Source organism: Eubacterium segne (assembly GCF_014287775.1).
Taxonomy (GTDB): domain Bacteria; phylum Bacillota; class Clostridia; order Lachnospirales; family Lachnospiraceae; genus Eubacterium_G; species Eubacterium_G segne.
This window is the reverse complement of sequence record NZ_JACOOZ010000001.1, coordinates 475,755-492,538: the sequence shown is the minus strand read 5'-3', so window position 1 is coordinate 492,538 and position 16,784 is coordinate 475,755. Positions and strand designations below refer to the sequence as shown.

15 protein-coding genes are annotated in these 16,784 nt (G+C 35.4%); 11 read left to right on the top strand and 4 right to left on the bottom strand.

The window, feature by feature from the left end:
- The first annotated feature begins 55 nt into the window (after positions 1–55).
- From H8S00_RS02375 to H8S00_RS02345, 7 genes are all read left to right on the top strand, one after another.
- Positions 56–1,210, top strand: coding sequence for a Coenzyme F420 hydrogenase/dehydrogenase, beta subunit C-terminal domain (locus H8S00_RS02375; protein ID WP_118590258.1), 1,155 nt, complete (start codon positions 56–58; stop codon positions 1,208–1,210).
- 74 nt (positions 1,211–1,284) lie between these two features.
- Positions 1,285–1,854, top strand: a complete 570-nt coding sequence (locus tag H8S00_RS02370; RefSeq protein ID WP_021952670.1) for an RNA polymerase sigma factor — start codon at positions 1,285–1,287, stop codon at positions 1,852–1,854.
- 188 nt (positions 1,855–2,042) lie between these two features.
- Entirely contained in the window at positions 2,043–3,029 is a 987-nt protein-coding gene (locus H8S00_RS02365) for a hypothetical protein (RefSeq protein WP_118590261.1), read from the top strand.
- A gap of 155 nt (positions 3,030–3,184) precedes the next feature.
- Positions 3,185–4,015, top strand: a complete 831-nt coding sequence (locus H8S00_RS02360; protein ID WP_021952671.1) for an immunoglobulin-like domain-containing protein — start codon at positions 3,185–3,187, stop codon at positions 4,013–4,015.
- A complete protein-coding gene (locus tag H8S00_RS02355; RefSeq protein WP_186839925.1) occupies positions 4,016–5,434 on the top strand; it encodes a polysaccharide biosynthesis tyrosine autokinase in 1,419 nt (472 codons plus the stop codon).
- A complete protein-coding gene (locus H8S00_RS02350; RefSeq protein WP_186839924.1) occupies positions 5,424–7,049 on the top strand; it encodes a polysaccharide biosynthesis tyrosine autokinase in 1,626 nt (541 codons plus the stop codon). Before H8S00_RS02355 ends, H8S00_RS02350 begins: the two co-directional genes overlap by 11 nt.
- Complete coding sequence (locus tag H8S00_RS02345; RefSeq protein ID WP_021952674.1) at positions 7,036–7,533, top strand: VanZ family protein; 498 nt, start codon at positions 7,036–7,038, stop codon at positions 7,531–7,533. Before H8S00_RS02350 ends, H8S00_RS02345 begins: the two co-directional genes overlap by 14 nt.
- Here H8S00_RS02345 and H8S00_RS02340 read toward each other — a convergent pair.
- Both H8S00_RS02340 and H8S00_RS02335 read right to left on the bottom strand, forming a co-directional pair.
- Positions 7,511–8,716: a nucleotidyltransferase family protein gene (locus tag H8S00_RS02340; protein ID WP_186839923.1), complete on the bottom strand. Its 1,206-nt coding sequence runs from the start codon at positions 8,714–8,716 to the stop codon at positions 7,511–7,513. The two genes, H8S00_RS02345 and H8S00_RS02340, sit on opposite strands and share 23 nt — an antisense overlap.
- A 38-nt stretch (positions 8,717–8,754) precedes the next feature.
- A complete protein-coding gene (locus H8S00_RS02335; protein WP_021952676.1) occupies positions 8,755–9,216 on the bottom strand; it encodes an Lrp/AsnC family transcriptional regulator in 462 nt (153 codons plus the stop codon).
- A 410-nt stretch (positions 9,217–9,626) separates the two neighbouring features.
- Between H8S00_RS02335 and H8S00_RS02330 the strand changes: the two genes are divergently transcribed.
- The 4 genes from H8S00_RS02330 to argF all read left to right on the top strand — a co-directional run bounded on the left by H8S00_RS02330 (position 9,627) and on the right by argF (position 15,181).
- Complete coding sequence (locus H8S00_RS02330; protein WP_021952677.1) at positions 9,627–11,675, top strand: sodium-translocating pyrophosphatase; 2,049 nt, start codon at positions 9,627–9,629, stop codon at positions 11,673–11,675.
- A 140-nt stretch (positions 11,676–11,815) separates the two neighbouring features.
- A complete protein-coding gene (locus H8S00_RS02325; RefSeq protein ID WP_366459236.1) occupies positions 11,816–13,141 on the top strand; it encodes a glycosyl hydrolase family 18 protein in 1,326 nt (441 codons plus the stop codon).
- Positions 13,142–13,210: 69 nt separating this feature from the next.
- The gene (locus H8S00_RS02320) at positions 13,211–14,152 is read left to right on the top strand and encodes a putative ABC transporter permease (protein ID WP_186839922.1); all 942 of its coding nucleotides are present in this window, start codon (positions 13,211–13,213) and stop codon (positions 14,150–14,152) included.
- A gap of 21 nt (positions 14,153–14,173) precedes the next feature.
- Entirely contained in the window at positions 14,174–15,181 is a 1,008-nt protein-coding gene (gene argF / locus H8S00_RS02315; RefSeq protein WP_186839921.1) for an ornithine carbamoyltransferase, read from the top strand.
- On the opposite strand, the gene H8S00_RS02310 is transcribed toward argF, so the two are convergent.
- Positions 15,153–16,394, bottom strand: coding sequence for an amidohydrolase (locus tag H8S00_RS02310; RefSeq protein ID WP_186839920.1), 1,242 nt, complete (start codon positions 16,392–16,394; stop codon positions 15,153–15,155). The genes argF and H8S00_RS02310 overlap by 29 nt on opposite strands.
- A 138-nt stretch (positions 16,395–16,532) precedes the next feature.
- On the bottom strand, positions 16,533–16,781 hold the full coding sequence (locus tag H8S00_RS02305; RefSeq protein ID WP_021952682.1) for a hypothetical protein: 249 nt from the start codon (positions 16,779–16,781) through the stop codon (positions 16,533–16,535).
- Positions 16,782–16,784: the final 3 nt, after the last annotated feature.

Sequence of the window (16,784 nt, the reverse complement as noted above, 5' to 3'; positions counted from 1 at the left end):
AAAATGCTGTTGGATATTAAAAACTAGATAGGAATAAGGCAGGTAGTAGAATATTATGATAAAACTAAAAAATAAAAAAGAATGTACTGGATGTGCGGCATGTTATAATATATGTCCCACAAAATGTATTGAGATGGAAGCGGATAAAGAAGGCTTTAAGTATCCGTTTGTAGATAAGGGAGTATGTATAAAATGTGGGAAATGCATAGGAGTATGTCCACAGTTAAAGCGTCAGAAAAACACGGATGAAAAACATGAGGTATATGTGTGCGTTAATAATGATAATCAGGACGTTGAAAGGAGCTCTTCTGGGGGAATATTTGTATTACTCGCAAGACAAATTTTGAGTGCAAAGGGAGTTGTATATGGGGCAGCTATGGACAATGACTACCAATTAAAACATACACGTGTTGATAATATAGATGAATTAGAGAAGCTATTAAAATCAAAATACATACAAAGTGACATTGGTTTTACATATAAGTATGTAAAGGAGGATTTAACAAAAAACAGAAATGTATTGTTTTGTGGTACTCCATGTCAAATTAGCGGATTAAATAATTATCTGGGAAAGAGATATGATAACTTATTATTGGTAGATTTTGCGTGCCATGGAGTGCCAAGCCAGAAAGTTTTTAATGAATATTTGAAATGCAGGAACTTAAATAAATGTAAGCACAATTATGAAATTTCTTTTAGGGATAAGGTTAATGGTTGGGAAGAATTTGGGATGAGCATAAGAGAAAACAATAAGATAATATATAGCAAAGATAGGAGGGAGGATACATTTTTAAAAGTATTTTTAAATGATATTGCATTAAGAGAGTCATGCTATACGTGTATTTATAAAAAAAGTGAGCGTATAAGTGATATAACACTAGCTGATGCATGGTGTATAAATGAATATGATGCAAATTTATATAATTCAAAGGGTACATCTTTGATTATAATACATACTTTGAATGGAGAGCATACGTTCGCTAAAATCCGCAATAAGATGTGCATTAATTCTGTTGCGGAGGAATATGTTATAAAGTATAGTTATGGAATGTTTCATCAACCAATTAAAGATAGACGAAGAAGAAAATTTTATAAGCAATTAGGAAAGAAATCGTTTGATAAATTGGCAGTAAAATATGATGGTATCAATTTTATAACAAGAGTAGAGAGAAAATTAAATAGAACAAAGAAAAAATACATAAAATTTTAACTGCCCACTTTTCCCACCACCATTTTTGTGCTATATTTATACCATATTATTACAAATTAATCGGGAGGGAACCAATGATTGCAATTATATCGGCAATAGAGGATGATGATGAGAGACTTACCGTGGAACGCTGGTACAGACGTTATTACGGATTAATGTTTGATAAAGCATTTGCATTGTCAAATGATGAGAATATAACCCGTGACATGATAAATGAGGCTTTTATCAGAATCATTAATAATTATGATAAGGTTGTAACTTTAAATAAATTTCAGATGGCTACATATTTTGTCAGTACAATTAATAGTGTGACAATAGATTATTTGCGAAAAACAGGCAGAGAAGATTTAGTGGAAGCAGATGATTATGAAAAATTTCTGAAAAAGAGTGTCATTGAAGAGAGAAAGTTCTGTTCTCTAGAGGATGTATCCATTAGAAATTATCAGTTATCTCAGGTTATAGATGCAATAGATGAACTTACTGATAAAGAAAAGCTTTTGCTTATAGACAAGTTTTATTTTGAAAAGTCCAACAGAGAAATTGCAAGTACGATGGATATGAAAGAAAATCAGGTTCATGTATATGTAAAAAGAGTTTGCGAGAAGTTGTGTAATATAGTAGACGAAAATAAAAAACAGAAATAAAATTAAAGCATTTTCGAGATTAGCGGACGGTGGTGTGGCACTGTTGTAATTATAAATCGAAAATGCTTTTGTTGTTGTGTGAACTATTTTATTTTAAGAGGAGAGCATAAATAACATTGAATGTTTTGCATTAAAACTAAAAATATTATAGTAATGAGCGTAAATAAAAGTGAGAGACGGTGAGAGTAATGAACGAATTGATAGAAGTAATTAAAAACAAGTCAATTAAGGAAAAAATTATAATATGCGAAAAACATTGGAAGCTAATTTCTACTGTTGTTGCGGGGGCATTAACAGTGCTTTTTATTGTTTGCAGAATATTATATTATAGCTATTATAAAGGGGCGTATTCAGTGTATTGTTTGGGAGATGAATATATAGATATGTCCGGTGAAACAATAATAGTTACCATTGCTAAATATATATTTATATTGTTAATAATGTTTGCATCAAATTATATATTATATGCTATAGGGACGGTTGAAGATACTGGGAGACTTAGATTAAGGCGTAAACTAAAATCAATAGCATATGTATTATTCGTAACAGGTGTAATAATTTTTATCAGTATTTTAGAAACCAATTTTTCTATGAGGCAAGCGGTAAGTGAATTTCGAAGAGCTAATAGGAATCAGATAAGTAGATTTTTAATTTTGGCATTATATACAAGTTTTGTTGTAAATATATATGCAATCTTACTATGTATACACAAAAATGATAGATTCTTTAGACTTATACATAGTAAAATACATAATGATAATATGAAAAAAAGACAGCTCAAGAATGGAGGTAGTGGAGAGTCAGTAATAAAAAACGAAAATAGTAAAAGAGGAAAATACGGATGGGTACTATCTTGTATTATAATTGTGATTTTGGCTCTATTTCTTGAAGTGATATTATTGTATTCTTATGGGAAAAATTACGAATTACAAAGAAAAGATTATGAAGTAATTATTGATACAGTGAGAAACAACGAAAAATCTGAATTTAAAATGGATGGGAAAAATGTTAATATCTATTTTATTATATACGAGGATAAGCAACAATGTATTATATCAAAATTAGAAAATAGAAATGGAAAAGTTATAAGAAGGCTTGATTGCAAGTGTAAAATAAAGAAAGAAAAATTAAAAATTTATCAATGTGGTAATATATATAAGTTATCTGATGAATAGGGACACTGATTTTTTACCTTAAATTTGAGATTAAAAATAAACATATTATTGAAAATTGAAATCACAAAACCCCAACTTACCTATTGAACATCCCATAAGTTATCGGGTATAATACTACTGTTAATAAATAAGCATTAGAGGAAAGAAGAGGCAATATGAGAGTAATTAAGGCATTGATTGTTGTTGTCTTTTTAGCTGTTACCATTGTGTTTTCAGCTAATTATTATAAAGAGAAAACGGCAGATAATAACCATGCTCCAACTATTGAGTTCGGAGATGATTTAATTAAGGTATCCATAAAGGATGACGAATCAAAATTGTTAAAGGACGTTATTGCAAAGGATGCAGAGGACGGAGACATCACTAGCAATATTGTAATTGAAAGTATTTCCAAGTTTGTGGACAAGAAAAAACATATTAGTAATATAACTTATGTAGTATCAGATTCAGACAATAATGTTACTAAGAAAACCAGACAGGTTCAGTACACAGATTATAGAAAGCCGCGATTTACATTGTCGGCTCCGTTATGCTTCTATGTTGGTTCAGATGTTAATGTACCAGATGTTTTAGGCGCGGTAGATGATGTTGATGGTGATATAACTGATAAGGTAAAGATTTTGTCAAGTATTGCATCTACAAGAATTGCAGGTTCATATGTAATTACCGCTCAGGCTACTAACAGTCTGGGAGCTACATCTACCATTAAAGCTACTGTAACCATTAGGCAGGAAAATAATTTGGCACCTACCATTAAGCTTAAGAAAAATATTGTATACCTTAAGGTTGGTGACAAATTCAATCCGGAAAGCTATGTTGCATCAGTTAAGGATAAAAATGGAAAGGAACTGCCTGCTAATCTGGTAAAGGTGGTAAAATCTTCCGTTAATTTAAAGAAGCCGGGAAGCTATACGGTAGAATATGCAGTGAACTATGAACAGGAAAACGAATATATAACATATCTCGTTGTTATTGTGGAGGAATAAATGGATAAAAAAACCTTTAATATACATAATTTAGATTTATATTCTCTTAGTAAAGATTTGCTGTACGGACTGTGGATTATTATCATGATTGGAGCCATAGGAACCATGGTAACATATTCTTATATCAAGGATTCCTATGAACCACAGTATAGCAGTTCAGCTATATATGTAGTAACCCCAAGACAGAGTACAGGATATGTTTACACTAATAAAAGATTTGCGGAAAATGTTATAAGTGTTTTCCAGAATCTTTTAGATGCAGATATTATGAAAAACCGCATAAAAAAAGAGCTTCATATTGATATGAAAGATGTGAATATGAATGTTGAACTGATTACGGAAACTAACCTGATGAAGGTTACGGTAGTATCGGGAAATCCTGTTAAATCCTTCCAGATTATCGGTTCTATTATGGACAACTATAATGAATTGTCAGAATATTTAAATTCAGATGCGGTTATTGATACTTTAAGGGCACCGGTGGTGTCTACACATCCTGACAATGCCCTTATGCCCCGCAGTAAATCTATTGAGACGGGAATGATTTGTGCTTTTGTAGCGGCTTTAATTCTAGCAGCTTTAAGTATAATGCGTAAAACATTAAAAACTGAAGATGCAGTTGAAGAACAGTTAGGAACAACCCTTTTAGGTTCAATTTATCATGAAAGGAAAAACAGAACCTTCAAGGCAAAGATTGCACAGAAAGTTAAGGTTTTGCTGATAACCAGCCCCATTATTTCAACGAGATTTATTGAGTCAATAAATAATATCAGGGTTAAAATGGAATATGAACATGAAAGAAATCCTGAAAAAAATGTTTACATGGTTACCAGCGTTTGTGAAAATGAAGGAAAATCCACGGTAGCTCTTAATCTTGCCCTTTCCTTTGCAAGGGATGGAAAGAAGGTTATTATTATCGATGCAGATATGAGAAAGCCTGCTATTTGCAAGATGCTGGACATTCCTAAGGACAATGTTGTGGATGTGATTAAGTTATTGCAAGGTGACTGTGGTCTGGATGAGGTTTTATACCATGAGGAAAAGTTAGGTCTTGATATTATAATGCCTACCAAAGGACACTCAAGCACCCATGAATATGTAAAGTCCGGAGCCATGAAAGACCTTGTGCATAAGTGTAGCAAGATGGCAGACTATGTTATATTGGATACACCACCTATGGCAATGGTATCTGATGCAGAGGCGTTGTGTGATGTGGTTGACTTTGTATCTATTGTAGTCAGATATGACTACTCATATGAGAAAGATATTGAATACAGTATTAACTTAGTAAATGATTCCAATGCTAAGCTGTTAGGCTGTATTTTGAACAACTATAAGACTTTTGGAAATAAGTCAGGCATAAAGAACTTTGGATATGACCAAAGCAGCGAAAGGGCGGTGGAAGTTTATGATGAATAATATGGACAATAACATCGCAGAGGAACAAAAAGAGACAAAGAGTCTTGCAGAAATAATGGAAAGCTTCGGAAAGGCATTTCTGAAATTATGGTGGATTGCAGTTATTTTAATGGTAGTAGCAGGTTTCCTTGGATATTACAAGTATAAGACCGGCTACATACCTATGTACCAGTCAGAAGTTACATTTTCCATTACTTCTCCGGAGTATGACGGACCGGATGAGACATACACAGATAACAATCAGTTGGCATCTACTCTGAGCGTAAGTTTTAATTACCTTATTAATAATGAAGTTTTTTATGAAATTATCAAGAAGGATTTAGGGCTTTCATATGTGCCTAGTGTAATTACCGTGGCAGCTGTTGAAAACACTAATATTATCAGTATTAAGGCAACCGGAACCAATGCGGAAATGAACTCCAAGGTTATTGATTCTGTTATTAATAACTATTCAGAAGTGGTTGAATTCGTTTTAGGTGAGACAAAACTTACGGTTTTGGAGCGCCCGTCCGGAGGAGATACTGCCATTAATCCATATCAGCCGGTGAATCAGACTTTAAAATATGGATTTATAGGTTTAGTTTTGGGATTGCTGCCAAGTATTATATATGCTTTCTTTGTTAAGACTATTGAGTCAAGAGACGACATAGAAAAGTATTTAAGTGTTACATGTTTTGGAGCGTTGCCGGTAGTTGGAAACAGCAAAAAGGACAAGAAATATAAGATTTCCATATTAAACAAGGAAATTGGTTTTAGATATTTAGAGGCAATGCGAACTATTACCTCACGATGTGAGAGAGAGTTAGAGAGAAAAAATAGCAAGGTTATATTAGTTACCAGTACCCAGGCGGGGGAAGGTAAAACTACATTTGCCTTAAATCTTGCATACTCATTGTCTAAACTTCAAAATAAGGTTATGCTTATTGAAGGTAATATTAGGAGACCTGATTTAAGGAGCAGGGTAAATCCGGAGCTTTTAAGAGAGGGTCTTGCCAGCTATGATATGGAGCAGTTCTTAAATAAAGAGGTTAAAAGCAGTGATGCCATAGCCAACATTAAGGACACAAGAGTAATTATGTTAGCCCCGGATTTGCCGGTTAAGGATAAAACCGCTGTTGACTGTTTAAACTCAGATGCCATGGAGAGTTTTATTAACGAATGTAGAGATGTAGTTGATTATGTAATAATAGATGCTCCGGCATGTAGTGAGGTTTCAGATGCTGCGGTTTGGGCTAAGTACAGCGATAGTGTAGTTTATGTAGTTAAGGAAGATGGTGCCAAGGTAAACAAGATTCTTGATACCATTCAGGAGTTCTCATATACCCGTGTGCCGATAATTGGATGTGTGCTTAATGGAACAGCAGGTAAGCTTAAACTTTCTTACGGTTACGGATACGGCAAGCATTACGGTGGTTATAATTATGGCGGATACTATAGAAGTTATGGTTATTACAGCTATGGTTATGGAAGTTACGGAAAGTATTCGGACAAGGAATTTAGAAGCAAGCCTAGAAAGGTTACAAAGAGTATTTCTTTAACTACAACGGATGAACAAAAGAAAGCGTTAGAGAACGAAAGAAAGAATAAAGGCGAAAATAAAAATGAAGATGAATAAGAAAGAGAAGATTTTTCATATTTGTGTAAGTGGAATTTTTGCATTATATTTAGGAATCCTGTTTATAGTAATTGTTTTAAAATTTCCCACGGGATTGGTAAGCAATACCATAAAAGGATGGATGAAAGGAGCTGAGGTAGCAAGACTTACACCTCAGCTTATTCCATTTAAAACGATTATACCTTATATACAACAGGCAAGAGCCATAACAGATTGGTTTGTTAAAAATCTGGCGTGTAACATTATTATGTTTATGCCCTACGGGTTTTTGTACCCCTTTGTTATGGAAAAAAGCATACAAAAAAATTGCAGGAGAACAATATTGTCCGCCTGCATTTTATCAGTATGTATAGAAATATTCCAATATATTTCAGCTTTTGGTCACTGTGATATAGATGATGTTATATTAAATACAGTGGGTGCAGCCATTGGATATGGCTTGTACTTAATTGCAGTTAAGATTATAAACCGCATCTTTTCATAAGCTCCCGGGTTTTGCTTATCTGCCTGTCAGTGACACTATTCATTGCCTTAAGTCGCTTACTGCTACTTTTAGGTGCTAAGAAAACACGCTTCAAATTAAGCCTTATGTAATAAAAAGGCAGGAGGGAAGGGTGTTTTTTTAATATATCTCCATAATAATTAATCATGATGTTTTTTTTAGGAAATATCTTTGCCATTAGGGAAACTTTTTTACCATTATCTTCTACCACACGGTTGGCCTCAGCCTGGGCAGAGGTTCCATAGGCACCATTGGAAATAACAAAGGTTTCCATAAGTTTCAGTGTTTTCCTTGTGTAATCATCCGGTATTACATAGTCATTACTAAACCAATATTTACATAAAGCCCGGGCATTTTTTTCAAAATCCAAAAGCCCTATACCTTTAAGCTCTCCGGCTATATAATCTTTGTCCACTGACCGGTAGGCATTAATCATAATCCAAATATCCAGAATATGAACAATTCCGATGCCACCGTTAATAAAGTGTTTTGCCATATGAATGATATGATAAATATAAAAATCTTCATCCCTCATAACATATTCATGGTCACTTTTTTTAATAAGCTTATCCCATATGTTTTTTAGGTAATCAGACCAGACCTCATATCCTTTATCAATAAGCTCTGTTTGCATTTCTATACGCATATTTCTGGAGATAGCTGCCAGCGGCTTATAAAAACTTATTTCCAAAGGTTCTCTTGACCATACTTTGTATCCGATATTTTCCATAAGGGAAATAAGCAGTTCGTTTTGTCGGTTAATCTTTTGAATTTGAGAGCGATATAAAATATCAACGTCGCTCATAACTCTCATCGCCGTATCAGGATAAAGGTATTTAATTACAGTGCCCTTTAGCAAAACAAAATCTATGTCATTCTTTTTTAATTCTTTTTTTATTATGTCAATTTCAAAGGAACGGTTAGTGTCTAAAACCAGATTCTTCCTATATTCAGTGGCGTAATCTTCAAAATGTGGTATAGACGAATATAAGGAAGGGGAAAGTTTTTGAAGTCCAAAAAATAAGGTGGAATAGATTTTATGACTTTTCCCAATCTTAAAAATAACCTCCCAATCAAGGTTTTCAGGTGGATTGGGAGGTATTTCGTCTGAAACAGCACATTTTAACAAACATAAAACATATCTAATCTCATTTTCATATATCATACTGTTTCTCCATAAATGGCTATTGCCATATTTAATATCTAAAATAATTCATCGTCGGCAATAGGTACTCCACGATGTTCAACGGAAGTTGAAAAAACAATCTGTGTCTTTGTGCTTCCAAAAGTCTGAAGCTCACCTATAAAATGGTCAAGCTCTTCAGTGCTTTTAAACATAACCTCAATAAGCATGGCATAATCACCGGTAACGCAGTTACATTCAACAACGTTGTTGCATCTTTTTATGTAAGGATAAAATTCCTTCTTCTGGTCCGGATTTACCTCAAGGTTAATAAATGCCTTAATGTGATAGCCTAACTCTGCGGGATTAATTTTGGCACTATATCCTGTTATAATTCCTGCCTGCTCTAATCGTTCAATTCTGGCAGATACCGCAGGGGATGATAAAAACACCTGGCTCGCAATAGTTTTAAGGGGGATGCGGGCATTGGCATGCAGAAGCTTAATAATCTGCTCATCGATGTGGTCTAAATCATGTCTCATAGTAGTACTCCTTTCGTAATAAATTTCAGTCTTTGTTTATTTTATAAAGATTATTCCTTACAAAATACTTATTAATTATAGCATATACTTTAAAAAATATACAATAACTTTCTTTCCATATTTGCACCGGTCATATAAACGGATACATGAAAAAAGAATAATTTATAAATTATTGCAATTAATAACATAATATAATATGAGTATTAAAAGTATAAGGAAAAAGGTGTGTTTCACCTGTTATGGTGAAAAAATTTACTTTTTTTATAAAATTGTGTATTGATTTATGTGAACATAAATGGTAAGGTAAAAAAACAGTGTAAAGTTTGTTATTTTTTTAACGAACAAAAAATAAGCTTTAATATATTTTTATTATTGTTTGAGAGAACGATTTTGAAAAGGAGGAAATTTTAGTGAATAATCTTATTTATTTGGCACCTGTCGCAGGAATAATTGCAGTAATATTTGCATTTATAAAGGCAACACAGATAGGACACAGCAATGCAGGAAATGACAAAATGAAAGAAATTTCAGATGCCATTGCTGAAGGTGCAAGAGCTTTTCTTTTTGCAGAGTATAAAATATTGATTATATTCGTGGCAATTTTATTCGTTGTTTTGGGAGTTGGAATCGACTGGCTTACAGCAGTATGTTTCATCATTGGTGCAGTTCTTTCCACACTTGCCGGATATGTTGGAATGAATGTAGCTACAAAGGCTAATGTACGTACAGCAAATGCAGCAAAGGAAAGTGGAATGAACAAGGCATTATCAATAGCTTTTGCAGGTGGTGCCGTTATGGGACTTTGCGTTGTAGGATTTGGTATTTTAGGGCTTAGTGTTATTTTAATTATTGTTATGAACACTACAGGTTTTACAAATGAAGCAGTTAGTATATTAACAGGATTCAGCCTTGGTGCTTCATCAATTGCACTTTTTGCCAGAGTTGGTGGTGGTATTTATACAAAGGCTGCTGACGTAGGAGCTGACCTTGTAGGTAAGGTTGAGGCAGGTATTCCTGAGGATGACCCAAGAAACCCGGCAGTTATTGCAGACAATGTTGGTGATAACGTAGGTGACGTTGCAGGTATGGGAGCTGACCTTTTTGAAAGTTACGTTGGAGCAATTGTTTCAGTAGTTACATTGGCAGTTGCATCAGTTGTGGCAGGAAAGAACAATTTTGGGACAGCTCACATTATTTTCCCATTGGTAATTGCAGCAGTTGGTGTTCTTGCATCTGTAATTGCTACATTTTTCGTTAGAGGAAAAGAAGGTTCAGACCCACAGAAGGCATTGAACTTAGGTGAATATGGTGCAACAGTGATAGAGATAATTGCATCAGCTATTTTCAGCTATTATTTCTTTGGAGATTTCAAAGCTTTCTTTGCCATTTTAGCAGGTTTGATAGTTGGTACAGCTATTGGTAAAGTTACAGAAATGTACACATCAGATAAATACAAGAGCGTTAAGGAAATTGCAGAAAGCTCAAAAACAGGTTCTGCTACAAATATTATTAGTGGTTTGTCAGTGGGAATGAAGTCAACAGCTATTCCTATTTTATTTATTGTTTTAGGTGTTTTATCAGCTTATGCATTCTTTGGAATGTATGGTATTGCTTTAGCAGCAGTTGGTATGTTATCAACTACAGGTATGACAATTGCAGTTGATGCCTATGGTCCTATTGCCGATAATGCAGGTGGTATTGCCGAAATGTCAGGACTTGACGAAAGCGTAAGAGATATTACTGATAAACTTGACTCAGTAGGAAATACAACAGCGGCTATTGGAAAAGGTTTTGCCATTGGTTCAGCAGCACTTACAGCTTTGTCATTGTTTGTTTCATATGCTGAAGTTGCAGGACTTGGCAGTATCAATATTCTTTCAGCATCAGTTGTTGCCGGCTTATTAATAGGTGGAATGCTTCCATTTATGTTCTCTGCTCTTACCATGAGTTCTGTAGGCAAAGCCGCAAACAAAATGATTGAGGAAGTTAGAAGACAGTTTAAGGCTGACAAGGGAATCCTTGCAGGAACTTCAAAGCCTGATTATAAAAAGTGCGTAGGTATTTCTACTCAGGCAGCACTTCATGAAATGATTCTTCCGGGAGTTATGGCAGTTGTTACACCGTTAGTTGTAGGATATCTTCTTGGAGCAGCAGCGCTTGGTGGAATGCTTTGCGGGGCATTAGTTTGTGGTGTTATGATGGCTATATTTATGGCTAACTCAGGTGGTGCATGGGATAATGCAAAGAAATTTATTGAAGGTGGTTTTGCCGGAGGAAAGGGTAGCGAGGCTCACAAGGCAGCAGTTGTTGGTGACACTGTAGGTGATCCTTTTAAGGATACATCAGGTCCTTCAATTAACATTCTTATAAAACTTATGACAATTGTGTCACTGGTATTTGCAATGACATTCCCGGTACAGGGGTATCTTACACAGTTATATCATATGATTTTTAAGTAAGGCAAAAGATGTGGATATAGACTGGTGGTTTGAGGAATTAAATATAATTAAATGAAGAAAAAGCTGTTGCTTTACAAATTTAGGATTTGTAAAGTGGCAGTTTTTTTGCGTGGGAGGAGGTGGGCGGAGAATAGGATTGGGTGGAAAATGGGATTGCGAGGAAAATAGACTTGAGTGGGGAGAAAATTGGCGTGTGGTACCATTGGAAAGTAAGAAAAAAGAAAAGCAACCACCCGCATATTGCCATAACCGTGAAATGTTCCCACCATTATCTGCATTATTCAAATTTTTCCAACATATATTTATTAAAAAAGGCTGTAATTACTATGGAAATATATGTTGTAAAATCAGGAGATAATGTAGATAGCATTGCCGGTGCATATGGGGTAAGTGTGGAATCGATTATTTATGACAATCAATTGGTGTATCCGTACCCTTTGGCAGTGGGTCAGGCATTATTAATTGATACAGGAGGAATACGTGAAAACAGAAGAGAGGCGGTTATAAGAGGGTTCGCATATCCATTTATAAGCAATTATGTTTTAGAGCAAAGTCTCCCGTCATTGTCAGGGATGGCGGTTTTTTCCTATGGATTTACAAGAGAAGGGGAGGTTATATATCCCCCAATAGATGATGGATTCATGATTGAAGCCTCATATAACTACAATGCAGCACCTATACTGACTTTGACACCCTTTGATGAAACAGGCATGTTTAACAATAATCTGATTTCTGATGTTATTCAAAATGAAGATATAGTGGAAGTGTTGCTAGACAACCTGTTGGAAATAATGAACGAAAAGGGTTTTCTGGGACTGGATATTGATTTTGAATACATAAAGGCAGAGGATAGGGAGGCTTTTGTAAGGTTTGTCGAGAGGGCAACGGAGAAAATGAATGAACAGGGATTTACGGTTTCGGTGGATTTGGCACCAAAAACCAGTGCTGACCAGCCGGGACTTTTATATGAGGGAAAGGATTATGAGACTTTGGGAAGAGTGGCAAATAGCGTGTTGGTTATGACATATGAGTGGGGATATACATATAGCGAGCCTATGGCGGTGGCACCGGTTAATAAAATCAGGCGGGTTTTAGATTATGCGGTGACGGCAATTCCCTCTGAAAAAATTAATATGGGAATACCTAATTACGGTTATGACTGGGCTCTTCCCTATGAAAAGGGCGTTACGAAAGCTGAAACTATTGGAAATGCTCAGGCAGTGCAAATTGCAGTGGAAAATAATGCTGAAATTTTATTTGACGAAGTTGGGCAGACACCATATTTCAGGTATGCGAAGGATGGCGTAGACCACGAAGTGTGGTTTGAGGACGCAAGGAGCATTAAGGCAAAAATTGAATTACTTTATGAATACAATTTAAGAGGTGCTTCATTTTGGCAGATAATGCGACTGTTTCGGGCAAATTGGCTATTGGTGGATTATAATTTAAAGGTCGATAAACTGTAGGTAGAAGTTAGTGCAATATCCCCCTTTTTATGGTATCATACGATATATGAGTATCAAGGAGGGTAAAGCATGTTTTCTTTTAGTGAGATTGCATTATTGTTTTTTATTTACAGCTTTTTAGGCTGGTGCGTGGAAGTGGCTTTTGTGGCTGTTACCGCAGGAAAGGTCACCAACAGAGGATTTTTAAACGGACCGGTTTGTCCCATATACGGATGTGGCATGATAGGAGTTTTGTTGGCACTTTTGCCTGTGGAGAAAAACGTCTGGTTGCTGTTTTTGGGAGGAATGGTGATTTGCTCGGCAGTGGAATTATTTGGAGGATGGATTCTTGACAAAATATTTCATATGAGATGGTGGGATTATTCCGACGAAAAATTTAACATAGGTGGATATGTGTGCCTTGCCTTTAGTTTTATGTGGGGCATGGCAGTTGTATTTGCAGTAAAATTTGTACATCACCCCATTATGGCTGTAGTTAAGAAGATACCATTTCAAATACAGGTTATTATTGTAGTGGTATGTGGCGTGGTGTTTGTGGTGGACATGATTGTAACCCTTAAAAACCTCATTGGAATTAATAAAAGTCTGGGACAATTGGACAAATTGGCAGAAAGTCTGCATGCAGTTGGAGATCAGTTAAAAGATGTTGTGGGAAATTCAGCCATAACTGTTGCTGAAAAGGCAGAAGAAGGCATGGAAATTCTTGATGAAAAAACCGCTGACAGCCGTGAGAAAATAGCAGCAGCTACAGAAAGCAGTCGTGAAAAAATAGCGGCAGCAACAGAGAACAGCCGTGAGAGGATTGCCGGTGTCAGGGAAGAATCAGCTGAGAGAATAGCAAAGCAGTTGAAGGAGTTAGAAGAGAAGCGTGATGCCATTATGGAAAGCCTTCAGAAGAATGTTAAACATAGATTAAATACTCCGCCAACATTGAATAAATCAGGAAAGAGTATTAATATAGTAGAGTATATTAAAGATTATAAAAATAAAAATACAAAAACAAATGATTAGTTTGTGGAAAGAAGGTTAATAATGAAGACAGATTTTACAGGAAGACATTTTTTAAAGTTACTGGATTTTACACCTGAAGAGATAGAAGAGCTTATTGATTTGGCAGCTGACCTTAAGAAGAAAAAGAAAGCCGGAGAATTAGTTGACGTGTTTAAGGGAAAAAACATTGCAGTTATTTTTGAAAAAACAAGTACACGTACAAGATGTTCTTTTGAAGTGGCAGCCCATGATTTGGGAATGGGAGTTACATACTTAGACCCGACAGGTTCACAAATAGGTAAGAAAGAAAGTATTGCTGATACAGCAAGAGTTTTAGGCAGAATGTTTGACGGTATTGAATATCGTGGATTCGGTCAGGATATAGTAGAAGAATTGGCAAAATATGCAGGAGTTCCTGTATGGAACGGTCTTACCAATGAATTTCATCCTACACAGATTTTAGCTGACTTTTTAACACTGCGTGAAAAGTTTGGAAAATTGCAGGGACTTAAGTTTGTATATATGGGAGATGCCCGTTACAATATGGGAAATTCACTTATGGTAGGATGTGCCAAAATGGGAATGCATTTTGTGGCATGTGCACCAAAGAAATACTGGCCAAATAAAGAACTGGTAGAACAGTGCCAGGCTATAGCAAAAGAAACAGGAGCAGTTATTGAATTTGAGGAAGATCCTATGGTGGCAACTAAGGAAGCTAATGCCATTTACACTGATGTGTGGGTTTCAATGGGTGAGCCTGATGAAGTTTGGGAAGAGAGAATAAATGATCTTCTTCCATACCGTGTTACAATGGATTTAATTAAGAATGCCGGTGATGATGTTGTATTTATGCATTGTCTTCCTGCTTTCCACGATCTGGATACCAAAATCGGTAAGGAAATCAACAAAAAATTCGGACTTACTGAAATGGAAGTTACAGATGAAGTATTTGAATTTGAAAATTCTGTTGTTTTTGACGAGGCAGAAAACAGGATGCATACTATAAAAGCTGTAATGGCAGCTACACTTGGTACAAAATATTTCCGTTAATCATTGTTAAAATAACATTTATTTTTGAACCGCTATATACAAGATTCTTGGTAATGTTGTTTATTGGTTGCATATTAGGCTGGCTTAAATCGATTACGATTAAGTCAGCTTTTTTTCCACGACTTAATGTGTCACAGTTACGAAGACCCATAGCTTTGGCACCACCTAAAGTAGCCATTTTAAGTACCTCATTGGCATCTACTGCCGAAGCGTCATTTTCCCGGTACTTGGCAAGAGCAGTAGTTAAAAACATTTCCCTGAACATATCTAATGCATTGTTGCTGGCAGGCCCGTCAGTGCCAAGGGCAAGGTTTATTCCTTTTTTCATAAAAAGACTGACAGGAGCAATTCCGCTGGCAAGCTTTAAATTAGAAGCAGGATTCAAAACAATGGACATACCTCTTTTTTCAAAAACATTTATGTCGGAGTCGGTCATATGAACGCAGTGATAGCCACCTCCACCGTAGTTAAACATACCAATGTTGTCTAAATAAACAGTAGGTGTCATGCCATATCTTTTAACACATTCCACTACTTCTTTCTGAGTCTCGGAATTGTGGCAGAAAACAGGAGCATGAAGCTTATTGGCAAGAGCCGACAAATCCCTTAAAAGCCCTTCGCTACAGGTATACTCTGCGTGGAATCCCAATTCATAAGATATAAGGTCGTTGTAGCCGTTGTATTTTTTGTAACATTCCTCAATTTCCGGGACAGACTGGGTAAAGTCGTTTAATCCTCCGGTCATGACAGTTCTAAATCCCATGTCAACAGATGCCTGAATAACAGGGTCAGGGCTGATGTACATATCAAAATTGGCAGTGATTCCTGATGTGAGATATTCCTTAATGGCAATTTTGCTATACTCATATATTTTGTCATCAGTAAGCTTGGCTTCCATAGGAAATACCTTCTCGTTAAGCCATTTGTCTAAAGGCAAATCATCTGCATAAGAGCGCAAAAATGTCATGGCAGAATGGGTATGGGCATCCTTAAACCCAGGCATAATAAGATTTCCATTGAGATTAATTTCCTTGTCCCATTTTATCTGGGGATGGAGTTTAGAAACTGTTTTGTCCGTTGCAGGGTTTCCCACAAAACCAATGGTGTCATCAAAGACCCACACTTCCCCGGACAAAAGAGTAAGACAGCCATTTTCGTCAGCAGTGGTATCTTCTAAAGTTAAAATAGTTCCATTATAAAAGCGTATATTCATAAAAAATCCTTTCCTTTACATCACAAACTTATAAATTAATCTTATCATTAAGAGGGGAAAAATCAATTATAAAAATACACAAATAAAAAAGACGATGAAAGCTGTAAAAACACAACAGACATCGCCTTTACTTAAAAATTAATTGCTTTTAGTTATTTTAAGTATTGATTTCTTCAATATTAAGAAAATATTTGGAATGTTGACTAAAACAAAAACCGCAAAAGCACCAAATATCATTTCAGTAGTATTTAGTGGAATGGTCTGGGTAATGGTTGAATGTACACTCGAAGAAGAAGTCAGGGTACTCATATGATGTGGAATGCGCATCAAATAAGAAATTGTACATATTATAGCTAAAATCAAATCACCAATCATAAATTTTTTCATGTT